This is a genomic window from Lysinibacillus sp. FW301-JW8, assembly GCF_058788755.1.
The window spans coordinates 34,839-57,171 of record NZ_JBYTBB010000023.1; the positions used below are offsets into that span (position 1 = coordinate 34,839).

The window sequence follows — 22,333 nt, forward strand, 5'->3', positions numbered from 1 at the left end:
AACTGATGGATAGTAGCTTAAAAGTGACGGATAGAACCTCTAAAGTAATGGATAGCCCTTCAAGATCAACGGATAGAGCCTAATTCGCTCTATCCTTATTTTTTAGGAATTGGGAGTGAGATGGTTGTACCTTGTCCAATCGCACTTTCAATGGTTAGTTCTGCGTTAAATAATTGTTTTAGGCGTTGTTGGGTATTAACAAGACCAACGCTTGTTTTCTTTTGGGGTATGGTATTATCAAAGCCAACGCCATTATCGGAAATGGCTATAGTAAAATATTGCACTGCCTCTGTAATACGGATTGTCACGCTTCCACCTTCGCATTTTGGTAAAATGCCATGCTGGATGGCGTTCTCAACGAGTGTTTGAATTGATAGAGGAGGAACGGACAGCTCTATATTCTCCGGGATATCCCAGATAACCTTAATTCTATCACCAAAGCGAATTTGCTCAATGGCAAGATAAGAGCGCACAAGCTTTAATTCATAGTCGATAGGTACGGCCAAATCGACATTTTGAAAATCGAAGCTCATTTGTAAATAGTCACTAAATGCTAGTAAAAGCTTCTCCATTTGCTCATTATCCACGCCATGCAACGAAATAATCGAGTTTAGTGTGTTAAAGAAAAAGTGGGGCTGAATTTGTGCCTGTAGCCAAGCTGCTTCGATTCGTAGGCGTTCCTCACTTGATTGTTTTACGCGAACGAGTGCATGGACCCTTGACTTAAGCTCCACATATTCCATTGGTTTTTTGACATAGTCATTCGCTCCACTTAAAAAGGCAAGCTGTATATCCTCTCTTTGCTGACGAGCTGTTAGGAACAAGATTGGTAATTCAGAAATGGAGAATTGTTCACGGATATTCTTCGCCAATTCATAGCCTGACATATGTGGCATCATAATATCGGAAATGACCAAATCAAAGCTATTATTTTGTAGTTTTTCCAGTGCTTCGGGTCCACTTAAAGCCGTTTCAATATCATAAGCCTCCGTAGAGAGCACATTGGCAAGTACTTGCAGGTTTACTGCATCATCATCAACAATTAAAATTCTCGAATGGCTAGTCACTAGTGTTTCTTTTTCAGTAACCGCTGCTATTTCGTTTTCAAATTTTGAGAGATTATTTAGTAATGAGATATATTTAGAAAGAGAAGCATCATTGTCAACGTTTATCCTTGCCTCATTGTCCACTTGTTCATTAGTAATAGGTAATGAGAAAGTAAAGGTAGAGCCTTTGCCAACAGTGGACAACAATGACATTTTTCCTCCATGTAGGGTTACTAGCTCCTTGCAAATACTTAAGCCTAGTCCAAGTCCACCGCTAATAGATGTCATACTGGAATCCGCTTGCTCATATGGTTCAAATATGCTCTCCTGTATGTCTTTCTCGATGCCGATTCCCGTATCTGTAACTGAAATATACATTTTTTTACCGACCAATTCAGCATCTATAGTAATAGAACCTTTTTCTGTAAATTTAATAGCATTGTGAATTAAGTTGGTGAAAATTTGAATAAGTCGAGTCTCGTCTGCTAAGACAGGCGGTAAATCCTTTGGCATGTTAATAATAAGCTCTATAGGCTTTCCTTTTAGCATAAAAAGGAAAATACTGCTTACGCCACTTGCTAGATTATACACATTAATGGCCTTTGGATGCAGACGGAGTGTTTTCTCCTTTAATTGCACTAAATCGAGTAGATCATCCAGCATGTAGGACATATGATTGCCGATTGTCAGAAGTAGCTTTACATCATCACTATTTTTTTCAGGAAGATCAGAATTTTGCTTCACCAATAGTGTTTGGGCAATGCTCATCATACCGTGGAGAGGATTGCGTAGCTCATGTGAAGTATTCGCCAGAAAATCGTCCTTTGTATTGATTTCTTTTTGCAGCTTAACAGAAAGCTTTTCGGTTTGTAGCGTTGTCTGGAAGTAACGTGTAAACCAATAAGCTGATAATGCTGTGATGGCAATTAGGAGATCAAAGGGATAATGACTGTAAGGTAATGTAGAATTCTGCTTTATTGGAAGAAATAGTGAATTGCTGGCAACTGATGTACCTGTTAATAATAAAAACACAATTCCCTTTTGTCCTTTTATTACTATATATAGTATGAAAACAGTTATAATAATAGGAGAAATAATAAAAATTGCTGTAAAAATTATTTTTGTTTTAAAAATATATTCGACAGGAGACAGAATAATAAATGCTAAATAAGTAATACACAACACTGGGATACCATTTAATATTTTAGGCGGCTGTGAGTATTCCTTCACTAATTCTCGTAGGAATAAAAAGAAAAGCAATATATTTATAATATAAGAAAAATAATACAGCTTGTTTGCCCAAATCCAATTAATAGGTAAATACATATAAATAATTTTATTGCTAGAAACAAGTACAGTTATACAAGTGAAGATAATAATCATGGCAAAATATATGAGTGATTTACTCCTAATACCAATTCCAACAAGTAAAACAGCAAAGAGAAGATAAAATAAAAAAACCAGACATACAGCTATCTGAGTAGCAATGGAAAAGAATTTTGATTTTTCTATCGAGTGCAAATCACCAAAAATAACCTCTTTTGTAAATCCACCCTGTGAATAACGGTTTGTTTGAACGCCCTGTATAATAATCTCACTTTCGTTCGAATCTAGGGTAAAATAGTAGGTAATAGGTCTACTAATCGGGGCAGTCAGTTCGTTGTCTGATTTCAGATTTCCTAGTCCGCCAATTAGTTGCCCATTTACATACAGTTCGTAAGGTGCTAATCCTTCAGGTATTGTCATACCATACATTTGAGGTGCATTGTGTTGTTTTAAAATTGTTAAACGATAAGAACCGTATTGTACTTCACCAAGTTTTTTAAAGTATTTATTCCAGGACTCAGGTTGGTTGGAATATACTTTTTGTTTGTCATATGCAGATGATTTTTCTGTTGCGAGTAAAGTGTCTGGATATAATGCCCATTCTCCTTGTAGTCTAATTTTAAAATCATTGCTTGTATTTATAGCTCTTAAATCAACGGTTCCTTGTTTTGCAGTGACTCCTTCCGGAACATTTGTTAAATCCAACCAGGCGAAACGGAGTAATGTAAGCAAGCAAAAGAATATACCAGCGATTAGAAAAATCGTTAAATTTTTTGAGAGGATTTTCTTCTTCATCATAAAGAATTAATTTCGACAAAATGCTTAAAACTCCTTCAAAAGTAACGGATTTTCTATCAATTCTTTCATAAATATAACGATATTAATACTATGACTAGTTTTTAAGGAGGAGATGTCATGAGGATCGTGTTAGTAGATGATGAACATTTACCATTAACGAGACTGAAAACCTTACTTGAAAAGAGTAAAGTCCCGAAAATTGACATAGTTGGGGAATATACAGACTCTCTAGATGTCATTGCTCAAATACAAGCACTGCAACCTGATGTTGCATTTCTAGATATTGTCATGCCAGATATGGATGGTCTTGCATTAGGAGAAAAGCTTCAAGAGCTATTGCCAAATATTGAGATTGTCTTTACCACTGGTTATGACAAATTTGCTATAGATGCTTTTAATTTGCATGCAATAGACTATCTATTAAAGCCTGTGCAAGAAATGCGCTTACAAAAAACATTGGAACGGCTCCAAAGGGTAATCGAAAATAATCAGCAAATGGCAACGAAGCAAAAAATGATTCAGTTGCTGGGCGGTATTAAAGTTATAACATCTGAGGGTAAGGTTCAATTAATGAAATGGCGGACATCGAAAGCGAAAGAGCTGTTCGCTTATATGCTTAGTAATCGCAATGAAATTATTTATCGAGATACCATTTTAGAGCTATTTTGGCCGGAATCGGATATGGATAAAGCGTCCAAGCAGCTTTATACAGCTATTTATACCATCCGTCAAACATTAAAAAATTATGGATTAGAGGGCGTTCAAATATCAAGTCCATTGTTAAATTCGGGTTATAAATTACTGGTGGAAAATGTAGTAATTGACGTAGAACAATGGTTAGATCAGTTAAAATCTTTACCCCCTCTACAAGAAAATACGGCAGATAAACATGAACGGGTGTTCCAAGCGTATACAGGAGATTATTTAGGAGATAGCGATTATCTTTGGTCTGAGGGAGAAAGAGAACGGCTTAGACGATTATGGTTGCGCCATGCACAGCAATTAAGTGAATTTTATATAAAAAACAAAAAATACGCTGCTGCAGTAAGAGTGCAGGAGAGGGTACAAACCTTCTCTCCAGATGAAGAAGAAAGCTATTTCACCTTAATGAAGCTATACGATCTGCTCAATAATGCCGCTGCTGTAGAAGAGCAATATTGGCAACTTAAAAAAATGCTACAAGAGCAATTAGCCGTAGAGCCAAGTGTGGAAATTGAAGGATGGTATAGAAATTGGAGAAAGATCAGTACGATACCACAGGTTGATGTGTTGAATTGAAGTTTCAAAGGGGCTATCCCAAAAGGGGTTCTTTAACCAAGAATGAATAAAAAGTGAAAGGCAGAAACATTGTTAAATCAATGTTTCTGCCTTTTCAATTTCATATGATTTTACTTCAAAGGGGACTTATGAGACAGCCCCTTTGAAATTTTCAAATACACTTTTATTTAATAAGATCTATTATAAGCATCAATAGCATTATTTAAACTAGTAATAGCACTATTAACGTCATATTGTGTCGAAGTATAACTATCTACAACCGATTGTGCTGAATAGATAGCTGAAGACAAATTATTTTTAGTTGCTTGGCTTTTATATGAATATGGATCTGAATGCAAGCTCCAAGCATAATTAATAAGGTTTGTTAGTTGAGTTTTATCAACATTATAATATCCATTCGTACTATTTCCTTGAGCACTTTTGTAAGTCGTAATAGCATTATTTAAATTATAGGTTGCATTGGAAATATCGTTTTGAGAAGAATAATAATTATTCACCACTGCTTGTGCAGATGAAACGGCTGACTCCATTGCAGTTCTCGCAGTTGGAGTTGTCCAAGGCGTGTTATTTGATAAGTTATAACCGTCCCAAGAAGTTGTAACATACTGAACAGAATTGATTAGTGCTTGTAATGATGTTTTATCTGTACCGTATCCAGCAGTCCTATTTCTTTGAGCATTTTTGTAAGTCGTAATAGCATTATTTAAATTATAGATGGCATTAGAGATATCGTTTTGAGTAGCGTAATAATTATTCACCACTGCTTGTGCAGTTGAAACGGCTGACTCCATTGCAGACCTCTCAGTAGGAGTTGTCCAAGGCGTGGTATTTGATAAATTATAACCGTCCCAAGAAGTTGTCACATATTGAACAGAATTGATTAGTGTTTGTAATGATCCTTTATCACTATTTCCATACCCATACTTCGTTCCATTTTTCTGCACAGCTTGATAGTTTGCTAATGCAGTTTTATATTGTGTAAGAGCATTGTTCACTTGCTCCTGTGAAGCACTTGTATTATTAGCTACTGCTTTAGCATTTGTAACGGCTGCTTCAAATGCGTTGCGATCTGTCTGTGTTGTCCATCTTTCAGTTGTTAAAACGTCATTTCCATAAGCAGAAACTGAAACATATGGAAGGGAAGCTAGTATTTTATTTAACTCAGCTTTATTTGCTATAGGCAATGTTACAGAAGCTTTGTTATCATCTACCTGTACTTTAGTAACAATATGTCCTGAATCTAATGCTACCTTTGCACCGCCATTAACCGTTATTTGCTCAATTTTACCTTCTCCATAAAGGCTAAAATCTTTGTCAACATCAATGATTAATTTGTCAACATTCGATGAAACTTCAAATGCAGCCACTTTATCAACGACTTTGATAGTTGAAATTGTTTGGTTAGAGGATACATCCACTTTTGTACGTTCTACGTTTAGTGTTGCTGATTTAACGTCATTTAGGGAAACATTGAGCCAATTAATTTTTCTTGCCGTAAGAGGTTTAAAGGTAATTTCATCCCCAATTGTTACTTTATCAAGTGAGAATGATTTTTTTACACGACTTGTAACAATCAGCTCATCCTCGATAGCTACATTTTCAACCTTCACATAATCAGCATCGACAGTTAGACTTCCTTCAATCTTCGCGTCTCCACCATCAAAATACACCGTCTTTTTGTTAGTGCCAGCTTTTTTCAATGTTAGTGATGTAACGCTAGTAATTTCACCCTTTTTTACGACTATTGTAGCTTGCGCATTTGTTAATGCCGTGCTATTTGCAGTTTTAAAGAGTGATTTAAGAGAATCACTAATATTATATTGTCCGTTAGAAGTACGCACCTTATCTTTTGTAATATTAGTAATGGTAACTGCATCTCCTGCTGGAACTTTCGTTTTTGTAGCAGCCAATCGTTCCCCAATTTGAATTGACTGGTTTACAGATGAATCACTAGAAGCAGCGTTTACAGGCGCCACTGGCAATACTAAGGTTGCTGTAAGAGCCGTTGCCATCAAAGTTGATAACGCTTTATTTTTCATTTTGGTCACTCCAATCATCGTATTTAGTAGCTAATATATCATATATTTCAATAATTTAGTATCCAAAGGGCATGTTTTACTAGGTTTGATATGTTAAATAAACCAAAAGTCCTTTTTTTATCTTTCTTGTTTTTTGTGATAAAATCCTAATATTTCTCTATAAATATGTAAAATTCTACTTTATTCGATAAATCTATTGTTGTGATACAGTGTTCCATCCATTATTATTATGTATAAAAGAGGGGTGTTGTCATGAGAAAATCTAGAAGTATCGCTTTAAAGCTATCTTCTCTAATAATAGGAATATTTTTACTATTATTTTTTGCTTATACGATGATAACAGGCATTATTTTAAAAAATCAGAGTGTTGATGATGCAGAAAATGCAACGCTTGAAACTGCTGAATTTTCTGCAGCAAAAATGAGTGAACGCTTTAAGAAAGCAAATACTACCTTACTTACAACAAAACGTATTGTTGAAAGTATGGAGAAGAAAGGCGAGGTTTCCGCACATGATATTTTAGATATTATGGAAACTAATTTAGTGAATAATGATGATTTACTTGGCGTAGGCGTTATCTTAGAACAAAATATTGCAAACGTAAAACCGATAGCTCTTACGACTTTATTAGAACAGAATACTATGAAAATAGATTCATCTACATATGCTGCATTAACTGATTCAAAAAATCGCTTTATACCTTATTTAAGTAAGGATGGTGGTGGTATTACTGCTGCTGCCATTGAAGGCATTGATGATAAAAGTGTGTCCGAATGGTATTGGGTACCAAAAGACGAAGGACGATCAGTTCTAACAGAGCCCTATGATTATAATGTCAATGGAAAGACGGTCCTAATGACAACTATTTCTGTTCCATTAGTGAATGCTTCAGGGACATTTTTCGGCATATTAACGGCTGATTTATCCATCGATTATCTAACTGAATTGACAGAATCGGTCAAGCCAGATGGCGGTTACGCTGCGATTATTACAAATAAAGGTATTTTAACAGCCAATAGCCTTGGTACTACATTAGATGGATTAAACATGCAGGATCATTTAGATTGGACAAGCATCAAACAAACGATGGATAGTGGCGAAGTAAAAAGCATGTATATGGACTCTGAAGAATTGAAAGAAAATTCATTTAATGTTTTTTCGCCGATGACACTAGAGGGACTTGATGAAACATGGACTGTACAAATGGTTCTGCCTAAATCAAAAATTTTAGAGACTTATAATCAGGTATTTATTTTTACAATCGCTGCCTCTATTATTATAGTGGTTTTAATGTCTGCTGCTAGTGCCTTATTTATTTATAGACAATTGAAGCCATTAAAGTTTTTACGTGCATCTATTGAAACGGCGGCTGATGGTGATTTAACACAAAGGGTTGATGAGAAATATATTAAAGCTGATGAGATTGGAGCTGTTGCATTGGCTTATAATAATATGCTGGATCAAACGAATAGTGCTATAAAGACAGTGCTAAATTCTACAACACTATTAAACCAATCATCCAATCATGTTCATGAGGCATTTAATGAAATAGTGGCTTCGAGTCAAGAGGTCTCTGTAGCAATAAATGAAATTGCCCAGGGCGCATCTAAGCAATCTGAGGATACAGAAGAGACAAACTATCGAATGATTGATTTATCCGATCAAATTGATGCTATTACAGCTTTATCGAATGAAATGGATGAGCTATCAAATAAAACAAGAGCTACTACTGATAAAGGGATGCAAGAGGTTGAAAGCTTACGTGACCGTAACGCAGAGACAAATGCTATGAATGGTCGTATTCAGCAGCAAATGGAGTCTCTAGCATCTAATATTGCCAATATTAATCATATAATCGCATCTATTCAAGGTATTACGGAGCAAACTAATTTATTAGCCTTGAATGCCAGTATAGAAGCGGCTCGTGCTGGTGAGCATGGTAAAGGCTTTGCAGTTGTTGCAGAGGAAGTGCGAAAGCTAGCAGAGCAATCAAAAAATGAAACAGATATAATTAAGCAAACAGTGGATAGTATACTTGCAAACTCTCAGCAAACTGTTGCTGTTATTGCTTCAAATGCAGGACTTATGCAGTCACAAAATGAATCTGTACAAGGGACAGAGGTAGCATTTAAAGATAACAGTGAGCTGTCACGCTCTATCGCTTCTTCGATCAATAAGCTAATGGACAAGCTATCGAATATGCTGGAGCATAAAAATCAAGCAATTATGGCAATCCAAAGTATTTCTGCTATTTCAGAGGAGACAGCGGCATCAGCTGAACAGGTAAGTGCCTCTGCTATCGACCAACAAGCGGAGCTACAAAAGGTGGCGGAATCCATCAATAATATGAATGAGATTTCAAAGGAATTACAAGAGGTTGTTAATCGATTTAAGCTAGCTTAATAATGAAGAACTGTCTAAGAGGTAATGAATGTTACTTAAGACAGTTCTTTTTTATTGGGGAAGGCTAGTTCTATTCTCTCTTTTGGACAGATTGACCTAGCGAAAAAACAGCACTACTATAAGAAAGGAAAGGAGGGCACATTATGATATATCTCGGTATGATTTTCTTCCAGATTGTTGCTCCTATCTTAGTGCTTCTTGTGCTTGGCGCGATGTTGCAAAAGAAATTTTGCTTCAATCTAAAAGCACTCTCTCAGCTTATTACCTATTGCTTCATGCCCGCTGCTGTTTTTGTTAATTTATATGAAACAAGCGTGGAGTTCTCTGTGCTGGGAGAAGTTGCGATATTTATTGTACTTTTTATTGGCAGTCAAATGGTGCTAAGTCATTTCTTAGCGAAAGGGCTTGGTTTAGTTAAAACAGAGGCTGCGGTGTTTAAAAATAGTGTCGTCCTTATTAATTCAGGAAACTACGGAATTCCTGTGGCACAAATGATATTCGTGACACAGCCAATTGGTGTAGCGATACAGGTTATTCTTGTGATATTCCAAAATATGACTACCTATACATATGGCTTATACAACTTAATTTCCTCAACAAAATCAGGTATGTCTATTGTAAAGGATTTCCTTAAGATGCCTATCATTCATGCCCTTATTATAGGGGTAGCGATGAACTATTTCGATATTGCAGTGCCACAATTTATTAAAATTCCTATAGATCATGTGGCAGACGGTTTTATTGCTGTGGCATTAATCACGTTAGGTGCACAATTATCACAGCTTGAAATTAAATCTATGTTTAATAAAACCGTTATCATTAGCTGTTTTACAAGACTGATTTTGGGACCAGCAGTTGCTTTACTCATTATTTATTTACTCGGCTTAGATGGGGTAGTGGCACAATCATTATTTATCGCTAGTGCTTTTCCAACATCCCGAAATAGCTCAAGTTTAGCTTTAGAGTATGATATCGAGTCAGCAACAGCCGCTCAAACTGTTTTATTTTCAACAATAGTGAGCTGTATTACAGTAACAATTGTTATTTATCTTGCGGAATTATTATTTCTTTCATAACATATCACGTAAAAAAAGGAATAGGCTTAAGGCTTATTGCTTTTTTTTATGCTTCAAAAGTAAAATGAAGAAAATAATTAGAAAATAAAAGGATGTTTGTTAGTTATTGTAATTTTAAATATATACATAGGGTAAATAGGTTTTTGATAATAATATTGAAAGGGGCGATCATAGCTTTGCGTAAGGGTATAGAGTTATGGAAGAAATTCATTATCTTATTAATCGTTATTATGATTGTTTTTAGTGTTGCTCTTGGACTTATTGTCTATAAGAGCACAAATAACATAGTGGAGTTAGCGTTAAAAGAGAATAGTATGATTCTAGCAAGAAATGTTGTGGGACAGCTTGATTCAGAGAGATATGAGTTGCTAGCTAAAAATCCAGATAATCGCTCGCTGTATCTTGATTTACAGAAGGAGCTTACGACAATACTGAATACCAATTATGTAACGTATATCTATGTATTCAAGGGAACACCTGAGGGTAAACAATCAATGGTGCTGGTGGATGCTGGAGATCTCACTAGTGAGGAAACCTATCAAATTGGGGATATTATGGAGGATGTTCCATATGAAAGTGTTGTAAAAACAATCTCCAATAATGAGGATGGCTTTAGTGAGTTTGTTTCTGTAGAGGGGTGGGGAGATTTTATTTCTGCTTATGCACCTGTTAGAGCAGAAAATGGTGAAATTGTTGCATATGTTGGACTAGATATTGAGAGCTCCATTATTTATGGCATTCAAAAATCTGCTGTAACAAAGTACTTGCCTATACTTTTAGGCATTGTCATTTTATTGAGTGTCGTTATGATGACGACATTGTATTTGTATATGCGAAAATCACTGAAGCCAATATTTATCATGAAACGAGCAACAATAGCCTTTACAGATGGAAATATGGCAGAAGCTCAACATATATTGGATGAAATAAGCTTTGAATCAAATGATGATATTTCTGATTTTAGCAGCAAATTTAAAGAGATGATGCAATCCATGCATCAAATTATATTTAACCTTTCGGGGATTGGCACAGATATTTCTAAGGCCACTGATAGTTTACAGGAGGTAGGGAATAATGTGCAGCACTCAAGTAACAGGCTGATTGAAAGTGCAGGGGGAATAGAGGAGAGTGTGGATCGACAAAGAGACCTAGCGACACATTCCTTTAAAACAATTGAAGAGATGACGGCAGGAATTATGCAGATATCAGCCTCTGTTTCTTCCGTTATGAAAAGCTCCTCCAATACAGCGAATCTTGTGAAACAAAGTCAATCGGAAGCGACAATGATTACGGATCGTATGAATGGCGTGGCAGATTTGGTGACGCATACGGCAAATAATGTGAATATTCTTGGTGAAAGATATAGCACAATCGAAGAAATGATAGGTGTTATTCAAAGTATTGCCGATCAAACAAATTTATTGGCGTTAAACGCGGCGATTGAGGCAGCGAGAGCAGGTGAACATGGTAAAGGCTTCGCTATTGTCGCGGAAGAGGTGAAAAAACTGGCGGAAATGACAAAGCTGTCGGCAGAAGATATTCGTCAGCATATATATGAATTTAAAATAGTGACAGAGACGGTGTTAAAAGAAATGGACCATAGTACTGTTGAAGTTAAAGAGGGAGCTCATTTAGTGATGGCTATTAGTGATGAGCTAGATCATTTGTTTGAAGCAGTAAAAGTAGTTGAGGAAGATGTTCAAAATGTTTTTGAGGTTACAAACACAATGTCCAAAAACACGAACGTCGTTTTATCGGCATTAGAGCAAACTAATGAGGCATCCGAGGCTGTTTTGTTGGAAACAAAAGAAGTAGCCGATGCATCTAAGTTGCAAGAATTATCATTGGGTCAACTAAGTAGAACGATTCATGAATTAACGGAGCAGGTAAAGCGTTTAGAGTTTATGAAGCAAAAATATAAACTCTAAAGTAAAAAATAGTAATGAAGCTTCCATCTCTTAGCAATATCTGTTACACTAGCATCAAACTTAATAGCATTAACTAGGGGAGTCTGATGAGTCAGGCTGAGAGGGAAACGCATAGAGGTTTCTTGACCCTTTGGACCTGATCTGGCTCATACCAGCGTGGGAAAGTTAAGAAATTATTGCGAGCTCTTTACAATGCGATAATTATACCTTTTACAATCATAGCCGGATCCAAAATTTTTTGGATTCGGTTTTTTTATTTTTATTGGGTGAGCTAGATTCGGTCCTTGTATGAATTTTCTATAAGGGAGAGAAGCGGGTCATGACAACAATTAGCGAAAAGAACATTACCATTATGTCAAGCTTTGATGGTAGCAAAAAGGTTTATGTAGAGGGATCAAGATCAGATATTTTAGTGCCGATGCGTGAAATTGCATTAAGTCCAACGACAGGAAGCTTTGGAGAAGAGGAAAATGCACCAGTCCATGTGTATGATACGAGTGGTCCATATACTGACCCTGCCTATAAGGTAGATATTACGAAGGGCTTGCCAGCGTTGCGAAGTGAATGGATTAGAGAACGAGGGGACGTAGAGGAGTATGTGGGGCGTACTATTAAACCAGAGGATAATGGTTTCCGCAAAGCGGATGATCCGCGTATAAAGGAAAATACCTTTCCGGATTTATCAAGAAATCCTCTGCGAGCTAAAAAAGGTAAAAATGTAACACAGCTTCATTATGCACGAAAGGGAGTTATTACACCTGAAATGGAGTTTGTAGCTATTCGCGAAAATATGGATCCTGAATATGTTCGCTCGGAGATTGCGGCGGGGCGTGCCATTATGCCTTCTAATATTAATCATCCTGAGGCAGAGCCAATGATTATAGGACGTAATTTTCATGTGAAAATTAATGCCAATATTGGGAATTCAGCAGTGTCATCATCTATTGCAGAAGAGGTAGAGAAAATGACATGGGCAACACGCTGGGGCGCTGATAATATTATGGATTTATCGACTGGTAAGCACATTCATACGACACGTGAATGGATTATCCGAAATGCTGCGGTGCCGGTTGGAACAGTGCCAATTTATCAAGCGCTTGAAAAGGTAAATGGTATAGCTGAGGATTTAACGTGGGAGGTGTATCGAGATACGTTAATCGAGCAAGCAGAGCAAGGGGTTGATTACTTCACGATTCATGCGGGTGTACTATTACGTTATGTACCGCTAACGGTAAATCGTGTGACAGGTATTGTGTCACGGGGAGGTTCAATTATGGCCCAGTGGTGCTTATATCATCATCAAGAAAACTTTTTATATACACATTTTGAAGAAATCTGTGAAATCATGAAAACATATGATGTTGCCTTCTCGTTAGGGGATGGTTTACGTCCCGGATCAATTGCAGATGCCAATGACGAGGCACAGTTTGCAGAGCTTGAAACGTTAGGTGAATTAACACAGATTGCCTGGAAGCATGATGTACAGGTGATGGTGGAGGGACCGGGGCACGTGCCAATGCATTTAATTAAAGAAAATATGGACAAGCAGTTAGAGGTGTGTAAGGAGGCTCCTTTCTATACTTTAGGACCACTGACAACAGATATTGCACCAGGCTATGACCATATTACATCAGCTATTGGTGCTGCAATGATTGGATGGTTTGGTACGGCAATGCTATGCTATGTGACACCAAAAGAGCATCTGGGCTTACCAAATCGAGAGGATGTTCGTGTAGGGGTGATTACGTATAAAATTGCTGCACACGCTGCTGATTTAGCGAAGGGGCATCCAGGAGCACAACAGCGAGATGATGCGCTTTCAAAGGCACGCTTCGAATTCCGCTGGCGTGATCAATTCAACCTGTCTTTAGATCCAGAGCGTGCAGTTGAATATCATGATGAAACATTACCAGCAGAGGGGGCAAAAACTGCTCACTTCTGTTCAATGTGTGGACCCAAGTTCTGTAGTATGAGAATCTCACAAGATATTCGTAATTATGCTAAAGAAAAAGATGTAAATACGACAGAGGCAATTCATCAAGGGATGCAGGAAAAGGCTGATGAATTTAAAAAAGCAGGTAGTCAAATTTACCAATAATGAAAGCAAAGGCTTATGTCAAAATACAGACATAGGCCTTTGTTTAATCAAAAAAACTCCATGTGAATGGTAGATTCACATGGAGTAAAAGTTGGATTTGGATATCAATAATAAGTGGAAAATTAAACGTTAGTTGGTTGTTTTACATATGGGTTAGCAAGATCCATACCTTCTAATGAAAGACCCATTGCTTTTGCAACACCCTCACCATATGCTGGATCAGCTAAATAGCAGTGAAGAATGTGGCGGCGCTTGATGAACTCTTCAACAGATGCCATATCATTTGCTGTATTTTCGAATAGACGTTGTTGTTCTTCTGCAGTCATAAGGCGGAATAGTTTACCTGGCTGCTCGAAATAGTTGCTATCATCTTCACGGAAATCGTGGATACCTGCGTGACCATCAATACGTAATTCTGGCTCTTTATAATCTAAGTTGTGCTCCCACTCACCGTAGCTATTTGGTTCATAGCCTAAAGTTGAACCAAGGTTGCCGTCAAAACGCATAGCGCCATCACGATGGAAAGTACGGAATGGACACTTTGGTGCATTTACTGGAAGCATATAATGATTCACACCTAAGCGGTAGCGTTGCGCATCTGCATAAGCAAAGATACGTCCCTGTAACATTTTGTCTGGTGAGAAGCTAATACCAGGAACAATATTAGATGGCGCGAATGCTGCTTGCTCAACTTCAGCAAAATAGTTGTCTGGGTTTTTATTTAATTCGAATTCACCTACAGGAATTAATGGGAAGTCTTTTTTATACCAAACCTTTGTTAAATCAAATGGGTTATATGGTAGTTCACGAGCTTGTTCCTCAGTCATTACCTGAATGTACATCTTCCATTTAGGGAAATCGCCTTGTTCAATGGCACCATATAAATCACGTTGGGACGATTCACGGTCTTTACCGACTACATCCTCTGCTTCAGCACCTGTTAAATTTTTAATGCCTTGTTCTGTGCGGAAGTGGAATTTTACCCATACACGCTCGTTTTCAGCATTGATAAAGCTATACGTATGAGATCCAAAACCGTGCATATTACGGTAACCAGCTGGAATACCACGGTCAGACATTACTATTGTGACTTGGTGGAGTGCTTCTGGTAATGAAGCCCAGAAGTCCCAGTTTGAGTTTGAGTTTTTCATATTTGTACGCGGGTCACGTTTTACCACGTGATTTAAATCTGTAAAATGTAATGGGTCGCGGAAGAAGAATACAGGCGTATTGTTCCCAACTAAATCCCAGTTACCTTCTTCTGTATAAAATTTAAGGGCAAAGCCACGAATATCTCGCTCAGCATCTGCTGCACCACGTTCACCTGCAACTGTAGAGAAGCGTGCAAACATTTCTGTTTTCTTCCCAACCTCAGAGAAGATTTTTGCTTTTGTATATTGAGTAATATCATGCGTTACAGTAAAAGTACCAAATGCACCTGAACCTTTTGCGTGCATACGACGCTCAGGAATAACTTCACGGTTGAAGTTTGCTAATTTTTCAACTAACCATACATCTTGAAGTAAAAGAGGACCTCTTGGACCTGCTGACATAGAGTCATGGTTGCTTACTACTGGAGCGCCACCTGCTGTTGTAAAACGACGGCTACGATCATTTGCGTTTGTCATAATAGTTTACCTCCTGAAAAAAATTGTGAGTCAAACTCTTCATCAATAACTATAACAAATACAAACTAGAATTGCTAGTACATTATAATAATTATCGTTAAAGAATTTTTATTGTAAGATATAAACTATTATTTTATGTGGAGAGTAGTAGAATTATGCAAAATTACATTACCCAAAACGCAAATTTTTGAAACAATATTAGAATTAAGAAAAGGAGATGAAATGCTTTTAAATCGTAATTAGGATGATTTTTTTCTCTATTATGCTCAATTAAAGTAGACTGTAATCTAAAATTGCGCATTACACTTCCATCACACAAACACATTCTATTGAAATATCATTCTCGACTTTTAGTGATGCATCAAAATGCTTGTATACTAAATATAATGTGAATAAATCACACAGAATTGAAAATAGGGTATGCTAAATGAAAATTCATTAATAAGTTTTCCGATAGCGATTGGGTGTTATGCCTATCTGCTGTTTAAAAATCTTAATGAAATAATTTGGATCTTCAAATCCATTTAATTGTGCAATCTCACTAATAGCAAAATCTGTATCCACAAGCATTTTCGTAGCATTATGAATTCGAGCCTGCTGTAGGTAACGTTTAAAGGGCAAGCCTTGCTTCTTTGAAAAAATCGTACTTAAATAATTGGGGCTAATGCCTAATTTATGGGCAACGAAGGGTAAAGATAACCTGCTATCCTGAAATTGTTGATTGATAATTTCTATTGCCAGCTCTACATAATCAGTTCTTTTCTCCACTCTTGCCTCATGAGCCAGCTCAATAAGCCTTTGTGTAAATGAAATGATGCCATTTAGTATGGTATAAAAAATAGGATGTTCGATAATTAAATGAAAAAGTTGTCGGTAATGTTGCTCGATAGCTGCTTTCTCATGCAATTTATACTTCAGCATGAAGCGGCGAATTTGCGCTAAGACACTAGTTAGATGAATACGTAAGTCATCTTGCTCATAATAAATTCCTTCATTGGATAGCTGATATAAAAATGTTTTAACGGTCTCAAGATCGCCTTCCTCTAAACTACTAATCAGTAACTGCTGCTCCTCTGGTGTTAACAAAGGATCAAATGGCTGTGCTTCGAGTTGTTTACTCGCATAAAAAATATGCCCGAATCCCTCGTAAAAGCTTTGATGAAGGGCACGCTTTGTGAAGATATACATATTTTTAAGAGTTGTAGGTTCTCCATCATATATCCCAATATTTATGGAGCTATTGCTTGTTAGGCGCCATTCCTTTATCAGCGTACGTACATCCTTTTCCACAATCTTCATATCATTTGTTTGAAATAAGCAGACGATACTATCAGATAATGGGTAGACTTGCATATGATAGTGAATTGCTGTTTGCTGCAGCCAGTTAAATAGCTTGTTCAATGTTTCTAACTGTTCAGGCTCAATCATTGTAAAATATATAGTCGCCTCAATGGAGCTAGGCTTACTATCTATAAATAACTGATAATAGAAGGATTCTTCTGAAGTTTCCTCAACAGTAGCATTATTTACTTGTGGTGTACGAAGGGAGATAGTTGTAAGCTTTTGCTTCAATACCTCTAAATCAATAGGTTTTACAAAAAGGTGCTGTACCTGTAGATCAATGGCTTTTAACGCATTTTTAAATAAGGGCTCTGTTGTCATTGCTAAGATCGCCCCAGAATATTTCTGAAAAACATGATTTAGAGCAGTTAAACGATTATTTGGGAATAAGTCAATATTCAATAAGATTACATCAGGCTCGAATTGCTGAATGCATTGTGGTGCCTCCGACATACTGGCGCACATTTCAATTGATACATCTCCAGGAAAATATGTATGTAAAAACCAACGAATACCAGAAAGCTCTTCAGGGTCTCGATCTATTAATAACAGCCTCATCACAATCAACCTTTCATAAAATAATCCTGTTTCGTAAAAAAGTACGATTATATTCATAAAAATAACATAAAAATCTGAGGAAAATCATGTTTCTTGCATTAAAATTCTCTATTTTCTGAAAAAAGTAGTTAGTACAATGTAAATAGAGTAATCTCCATTTAATCTTCTTACAGAAATCGTTTTCAGCGTGAAAGTGAAAAGAGTTAATGGATTAAAAATATTTTTACACAGCCATAAAGGGAATAGGGGGATGTCATATGAAGTCAATCATCGAGCTTGATGGCAATACATTAACTAGAAAGCAAATAGAGGGAATTGTTAAAGGTCATGCAACGGTAACGCTATCTACAGAAAGTGTGGAGCGAATCCGTTTGAGTAGAGAACGAATTGAAAAACGTTTAGCTGAAGGGCAAACGATTTATGGTGTTAATACAGGATTTGGAAAACTAAGTAATATAAAAATTGAAGAGGAAGATATTGAGCTTTTACAGCTGAATTTATTGCGCTCAGATGCAACAGGTGTTGGTGCACCGTTTCCAACGGATGTTGTACGTGCAATGATGGTTTTGCGTGCCAATGCTTTAGCACGTGGTTTTTCAGGTATTCGTCAAGAAACAGTCCAGCTATTAGTGGATTTCATTAATAAGGGTGTGCATCCAATTGTACCGTCTCAAGGTTCAGTTGGAGCCAGTGGGGATTTAGCACCATTATCGCACCTTGCATTAGTGCTTGTAGGTGAGGGTAAGGCTGAGTTTAATGGAGAGGTACTGAGTGGTGGTAAGGCATTAGAGAAAGCCGGATTAACGCCTGTTCGACTACAGGCGAAAGAAGGGCTGGCGCTTGTGAATGGCACTCAAGCAATGACAGGTATTGGTGTGTTAACAGTCAACGAAGCTGAGCGCATAGGGCTAGCGGCAGATATGGCAGCAAGTTTAACGCTAGAGGCCTTAAAGGGGATTACATCAGCGTTCGATCCGGCGCTTTTAGCAGTAAGACCACATCCAGAATTAGAGCTGGTAGGTGGAAGAATTCGTAAGTGGCTAGAAGGAAGTAAACGGGTGACAAAGCAAGGTGAGATACGTATGCAGGATGCCTATTCATTACGCTGTATCCCACAGGTACACGGTGCATCCTGGCAATCATTCTTCTACGCTCAAGATCGTGTGCAAACAGAAATGAATGCAACGACAGATAATCCAATTGTTTTAGAAAATGGGGAGGTACTATCTGGGGGACATTTCCATGGTCAACCGATTGCCTTAGCAATGGACTTCTTAAAAATTGGTGTGTGTGAGTGGGCTAATATTTCCGAACGTCGAACAGAACGGATGGTAAACCCACAATTGAATGAAGGCTTACCGCCATTTTTAGCGACAAATCCTGGTATAGAATGTGGTTTAATGATTGCTCAATATACAGCGGCTTCAATTGTATCTGAAAATAAAGTATTGGCACATCCTTCAAGTGTGGATTCTATTCCAACGTCTGGTAATCAAGAGGATCATGTGAGCATGGGAACAACGTCAGCCCGTCAAGTCCGACAAATTGTGCACAATGCTGCTCGAGTGATTGCCATAGAAATGATTTGTGCATCACAGGCCATTCATTTAGATCAAGCAGAGGAGCAGTTATCTCCGACAACACGAAAGTACCTAGAAAAAGTGCGTGAATTTTGTCCACCGTTATTAGCCGATCAACCAATTGGTGATGAAATTGAGGCATTAGCGAAATATTTATTAGATAGCGATGATTTAGTGGAATTATCTAAATAAAACCAAAGGGGATGGATCGTTATGAAAACAACAACAAATATTCGTGCACCACGGGGAACGACATTATCGTGTAGAGGTTGGACACAAGAAGCTGCAATGCGTATGCTAATGAATAATCTAGATCCAGAAGTAGCAGAGAATCCGGATGAGCTAATTGTTTATGGTGGTATTGGGAAGGCTGCCCGAAATTGGGAAAGCTATGAACAAATTATTGCTTCTTTAAAAGAATTAGAAAATGATGAAACACTTCTGATTCAATCTGGGAAGCCAGTAGCTGTGTTCCGTACACATGAGCATTCTCCACGTGTGCTAATTGCCAATTCGAATCTAGTACCTGCATGGGCAAATTGGGATCATTTCTATGAATTAGAAGATAGAGATTTAATGATGTATGGTCAAATGACTGCGGGCAGTTGGATTTATATCGGTGCTCAAGGAATTTTACAGGGCACTTATTTATCATTTGTAGAAGCAGGGAAAAAAGTATTTGGCACTGCGGATTTACGTGGCAAATTCATCCTTACAGGTGGTATGGGCGGTATGAGTGGTGCACAGCCATTAGCTGGGAAAATGGCGGGAGCTGTGATTCTAGTAGTAGAAGTGGATCGCGCCCGCATTGAGCGTAAAATAAAAGAAGGTTACTGCGATTACATTGTAGAGACAGTGGACGAAGCGATAGCATTAGTCAATAAATTACGTGATCAAAAAGAGCCAGCTTCTATTGGTCTTGTTGGTAATTGCGCAGACATTAATCGTGAACTACTGAATCGAGGGATTATTCCAGACTTTGTGACGGATCAAACATCTGCACACGATCCGATAAATGGCTATGTACCAAACTGCATGACATTTGAGCAAGCGCTAGAGCTGCGTAAAACAGATGTGAAAACATATGAGCGAAAAGCGAAGGAAACTATGGCAGAGCATGTTCGTACAATGCTAGAGTTCCAAGAGGCTGGTGCAGAAGTATTTGATTATGGCAATAATATTCGAGCATATGCCAAAGAAATGGGTGTAACAAATGCCTTTGATTTCCCAGGCTTTGTACCGGCTTATATTCGTCCATTGTTCTGTGAAGGAAAAGGGCCGTTCCGCTGGGCAGCGCTTTCAGGGGACCCTGAGGATATTTATAAAACAGACGCACTTGCAAAAGAGATGTTTGCTGAGGATGAAGGTCTAGTCAATTGGATTAATATGGCTCAAAAAATGGTGAAATGGCAAGGGCTACCTGCACGTATTTGCTGGCTAGGCTATGGAGATCGTCATCGCTTTGCATTAAAAGTAAATGAAATGGTGGCGAATGGTGAATTATCTGCACCGATTGTTTTTGGACGTGATCATTTAGATTCAGGATCAGTGGCATCACCAAATCGCGAAACAGAGGGAATGCTGGACGGTTCGGACGCTGTTTCAGATTGGCCGATTTTAAATGCCCTTGTTAATACAGCGAGCGGTGCCAGCTGGGTAAGTGTTCATCATGGTGGCGGTGTAGGAATGGGTTATTCACAGCATGCAGGTCAAGTGTTAGTAGCAGATGGATCAGAGCTCGCTGCAGAGAAAATTGCACGTGTGTTAGTTTCAGATCCAGGGATGGGTGTTGCCCGTCATGCGGATGCAGGCTATGATATTGCAATACAAACAGCGAAAAACAAAGGTGTGCATATACCAATGTTAAAGGATGATGTGAAGTGACCATTTTAATCAAAAATGCCAATGAAGTCATTACATTAAAAAATAATGTTCAAGGACCACGCGCAAAGGAACAAATGCGAGAAATTGCTGTTGTTGAAAATGGCAGTGTCCTTATTGAGGAAGATCGTATTATAGCTGTTGGGGCATTTGACCAGCTGGCAGTAAATTTCCCTGATTTAGTCAAGAAAGCAGATATCGTTGATGCTTCTGGTAAGATTGTTATGCCAGGCTTGGTGGACTGTCATACGCATTTAGTACATGGTGGGACACGCGAGCAAGAGTTTAATATGCGACTCAATGGTTCTACCTACATGGAAATTATGAATGCAGGTGGTGGGATTCACGCCACAACAAAGCGTACACGTGAAACTAGTTTTGAAGATTTATATGCAAAGACGATGCAACACTTAGATGTATTTTTAAAGCATGGTGTGACAACAGTTGAAGCAAAATCGGGCTATGGCTTGGATTGGGAAACGGAAAAGAAACAGCTGGAGGTAGCCAAAAAATTACAAGCAGCTCATGATATTGATGTCGTTAGTACTTTTATGGGAGCACATGCAGTACCGCGAGACTATAAGGGGCGTGAGGATGAATTCGTTGATATTGTGATTCATGACATGCTACCTAAAGTAGCGGAGCTAAAACTGGCTGAATTTAATGATGTATTTTGTGAAAAAGGCGTCTTTACACCGGAGCAATCACAGCGTATTTTAGAGGCTGGAAAAGCATTTGGTTTAACGCCAAAAATTCATGCTGATGAAATTGAGCCGTATAAGGGAGCAGAGCTTGCTGCACAGGTAGGAGCAATTTCAGCCGAGCATTTGCTGGTTGCCTCTGATGAGGGGATTCAAAGTATGGCTAAAGCGGGTACGATTGCTGTATTGTTGCCAGGAACTGCATTCTTCTTACGTGCACCATTTGCAAGGGGGCGTCTAATGATCGATGAAGGGGTACCTGTAGCGATATCAACAGATTTTAATCCTGGATCATCGCCAACAATGAGTCTACCTTTTATTATGAATTTAGCTTGTATGCATATGGGAATGACACTGGAGGAAGTATTAACTGCAACAACGATTAATGCTGCATACGCAATTAATCGAGGCGAACAAATTGGTTCACTTGAGGCAGATAAACAAGCTGATGTTGTTATCTTAGATGTTGCTAACTACAAACAACTTCAATATTTCTATGGCATGAACCATACAAATACTGTTATTAAAAACGGGCGAATCGTTGTGCGAAATGGTATTTTTTTAAATTAATAAATAAATGGAGCATTGATTAAGTACGTTATTAATGCTTCCAGTATATACTTTTTACAAATAAATAAGATGTTTTAATCCC

12 protein-coding genes and 1 riboswitch are annotated in these 22,333 nt (G+C 37.8%); of the genes, 8 read left to right on the top strand and 4 right to left on the bottom strand.

Annotation, left to right across the window (positions count from 1 at the left end; genetic code table 11):
• Positions 1–95 precede the first annotated feature (95 nt).
• Positions 96–3,170 carry an ATP-binding protein gene (locus AC3WOM_RS11415; RefSeq protein ID WP_492446822.1) on the bottom strand — a complete coding sequence of 1,025 codons (3,075 nt, stop codon included), beginning with the start codon at positions 3,168–3,170 and terminating at the stop codon, positions 96–98.
• A 117-nt stretch (positions 3,171–3,287) separates the two neighbouring features.
• Between AC3WOM_RS11415 and AC3WOM_RS11420 the strand changes: the two genes are divergently transcribed.
• Positions 3,288–4,448 (top strand): response regulator, encoded by a 1,161-nt coding sequence (locus tag AC3WOM_RS11420; protein ID WP_492446823.1) that lies wholly within the window; start codon positions 3,288–3,290, stop codon positions 4,446–4,448.
• Between the two features lie 167 nt (positions 4,449–4,615).
• Here AC3WOM_RS11420 and AC3WOM_RS11425 read toward each other — a convergent pair whose 3' ends face one another.
• Positions 4,616–6,487, bottom strand: a complete 1,872-nt coding sequence (locus tag AC3WOM_RS11425; RefSeq protein ID WP_492446824.1) for an S-layer protein — start codon at positions 6,485–6,487, stop codon at positions 4,616–4,618.
• Positions 6,488–6,739: 252 nt separating this feature from the next.
• On the opposite strand from AC3WOM_RS11425, the gene AC3WOM_RS11430 reads away from it, so the two are divergent.
• From AC3WOM_RS11430 to thiC, 4 genes are all read left to right on the top strand, one after another.
• On the top strand, positions 6,740–8,890 hold the full coding sequence (locus tag AC3WOM_RS11430) for a methyl-accepting chemotaxis protein (RefSeq protein ID WP_492446825.1): 2,151 nt from the start codon (positions 6,740–6,742) through the stop codon (positions 8,888–8,890).
• Between the two features lie 143 nt (positions 8,891–9,033).
• Entirely contained in the window at positions 9,034–9,966 is a 933-nt protein-coding gene (locus AC3WOM_RS11435; protein ID WP_427539714.1) for an AEC family transporter, read from the top strand.
• A gap of 176 nt (positions 9,967–10,142) precedes the next feature.
• Complete coding sequence (locus AC3WOM_RS11440) at positions 10,143–11,894, top strand: methyl-accepting chemotaxis protein (RefSeq protein WP_492446826.1); 1,752 nt, start codon at positions 10,143–10,145, stop codon at positions 11,892–11,894.
• Between the two features lie 65 nt (positions 11,895–11,959).
• Positions 11,960–12,074: riboswitch (TPP riboswitch) on the top strand.
• A 139-nt stretch (positions 12,075–12,213) separates the two neighbouring features.
• The gene (gene thiC, locus AC3WOM_RS11445) at positions 12,214–13,992 is read left to right on the top strand and encodes a phosphomethylpyrimidine synthase ThiC (protein ID WP_492446827.1); all 1,779 of its coding nucleotides are present in this window, start codon (positions 12,214–12,216) and stop codon (positions 13,990–13,992) included.
• A 122-nt stretch (positions 13,993–14,114) separates the two neighbouring features.
• Here the strand turns inward: thiC and AC3WOM_RS11450 are convergent, their stop codons facing one another.
• Both AC3WOM_RS11450 and AC3WOM_RS11455 read right to left on the bottom strand, forming a co-directional pair.
• Positions 14,115–15,620, bottom strand: a complete 1,506-nt coding sequence (locus tag AC3WOM_RS11450) for a catalase (protein ID WP_492446828.1) — start codon at positions 15,618–15,620, stop codon at positions 14,115–14,117.
• Between the two features lie 438 nt (positions 15,621–16,058).
• Positions 16,059–17,519, bottom strand: a complete 1,461-nt coding sequence (locus tag AC3WOM_RS11455) for a helix-turn-helix domain-containing protein (RefSeq protein ID WP_492446829.1) — start codon at positions 17,517–17,519, stop codon at positions 16,059–16,061.
• Positions 17,520–17,776: 257 nt separating this feature from the next.
• Here AC3WOM_RS11455 and hutH point away from each other — a divergent pair, with 257 nt between their 5' ends.
• The 3 genes from hutH to hutI are packed head-to-tail and all read left to right on the top strand — an operon-like array spanning position 17,777 to position 22,251.
• Positions 17,777–19,291: a histidine ammonia-lyase gene (hutH, locus tag AC3WOM_RS11460; RefSeq protein ID WP_492446831.1), complete on the top strand. Its 1,515-nt coding sequence runs from the start codon at positions 17,777–17,779 to the stop codon at positions 19,289–19,291.
• 21 nt (positions 19,292–19,312) lie between these two features.
• Positions 19,313–20,983, top strand: coding sequence for a urocanate hydratase (gene hutU / locus AC3WOM_RS11465; RefSeq protein WP_492446832.1), 1,671 nt, complete (start codon positions 19,313–19,315; stop codon positions 20,981–20,983).
• Positions 20,980–22,251 carry an imidazolonepropionase gene (gene hutI / locus AC3WOM_RS11470; RefSeq protein ID WP_492446834.1) on the top strand — a complete coding sequence of 424 codons (1,272 nt, stop codon included), beginning with the start codon at positions 20,980–20,982 and terminating at the stop codon, positions 22,249–22,251. Before hutU ends, hutI begins: the two co-directional genes overlap by 4 nt.
• The last annotated feature ends 82 nt before the right edge of the window (positions 22,252–22,333 follow it).

Coding starts and splice junctions, on each gene's coding strand:
- AC3WOM_RS11420 (WP_492446823.1), top strand. CDS start 3,288: ATGAGGATCGTGTTAGTAGATGATGAACATTTACCATTAACGAGACTG.
- AC3WOM_RS11430 (WP_492446825.1), top strand. CDS start 6,740: ATGAGAAAATCTAGAAGTATCGCTTTAAAGCTATCTTCTCTAATAATA.
- AC3WOM_RS11450 (WP_492446828.1), bottom strand. CDS start 15,620: ATGACAAACGCAAATGATCGTAGCCGTCGTTTTACAACAGCAGGTGGC.
- AC3WOM_RS11415 (WP_492446822.1), bottom strand. CDS start 3,170: ATGATGAAGAAGAAAATCCTCTCAAAAAATTTAACGATTTTTCTAATC.
- AC3WOM_RS11425 (WP_492446824.1), bottom strand. CDS start 6,487: ATGAAAAATAAAGCGTTATCAACTTTGATGGCAACGGCTCTTACAGCA.
- hutH (WP_492446831.1), top strand. CDS start 17,777: ATGAAGTCAATCATCGAGCTTGATGGCAATACATTAACTAGAAAGCAA.
- AC3WOM_RS11435 (WP_427539714.1), top strand. CDS start 9,034: ATGATATATCTCGGTATGATTTTCTTCCAGATTGTTGCTCCTATCTTA.
- hutU (WP_492446832.1), top strand. CDS start 19,313: ATGAAAACAACAACAAATATTCGTGCACCACGGGGAACGACATTATCG.
- AC3WOM_RS11455 (WP_492446829.1), bottom strand. CDS start 17,519: ATGAGGCTGTTATTAATAGATCGAGACCCTGAAGAGCTTTCTGGTATT.
- thiC (WP_492446827.1), top strand. CDS start 12,214: ATGACAACAATTAGCGAAAAGAACATTACCATTATGTCAAGCTTTGAT.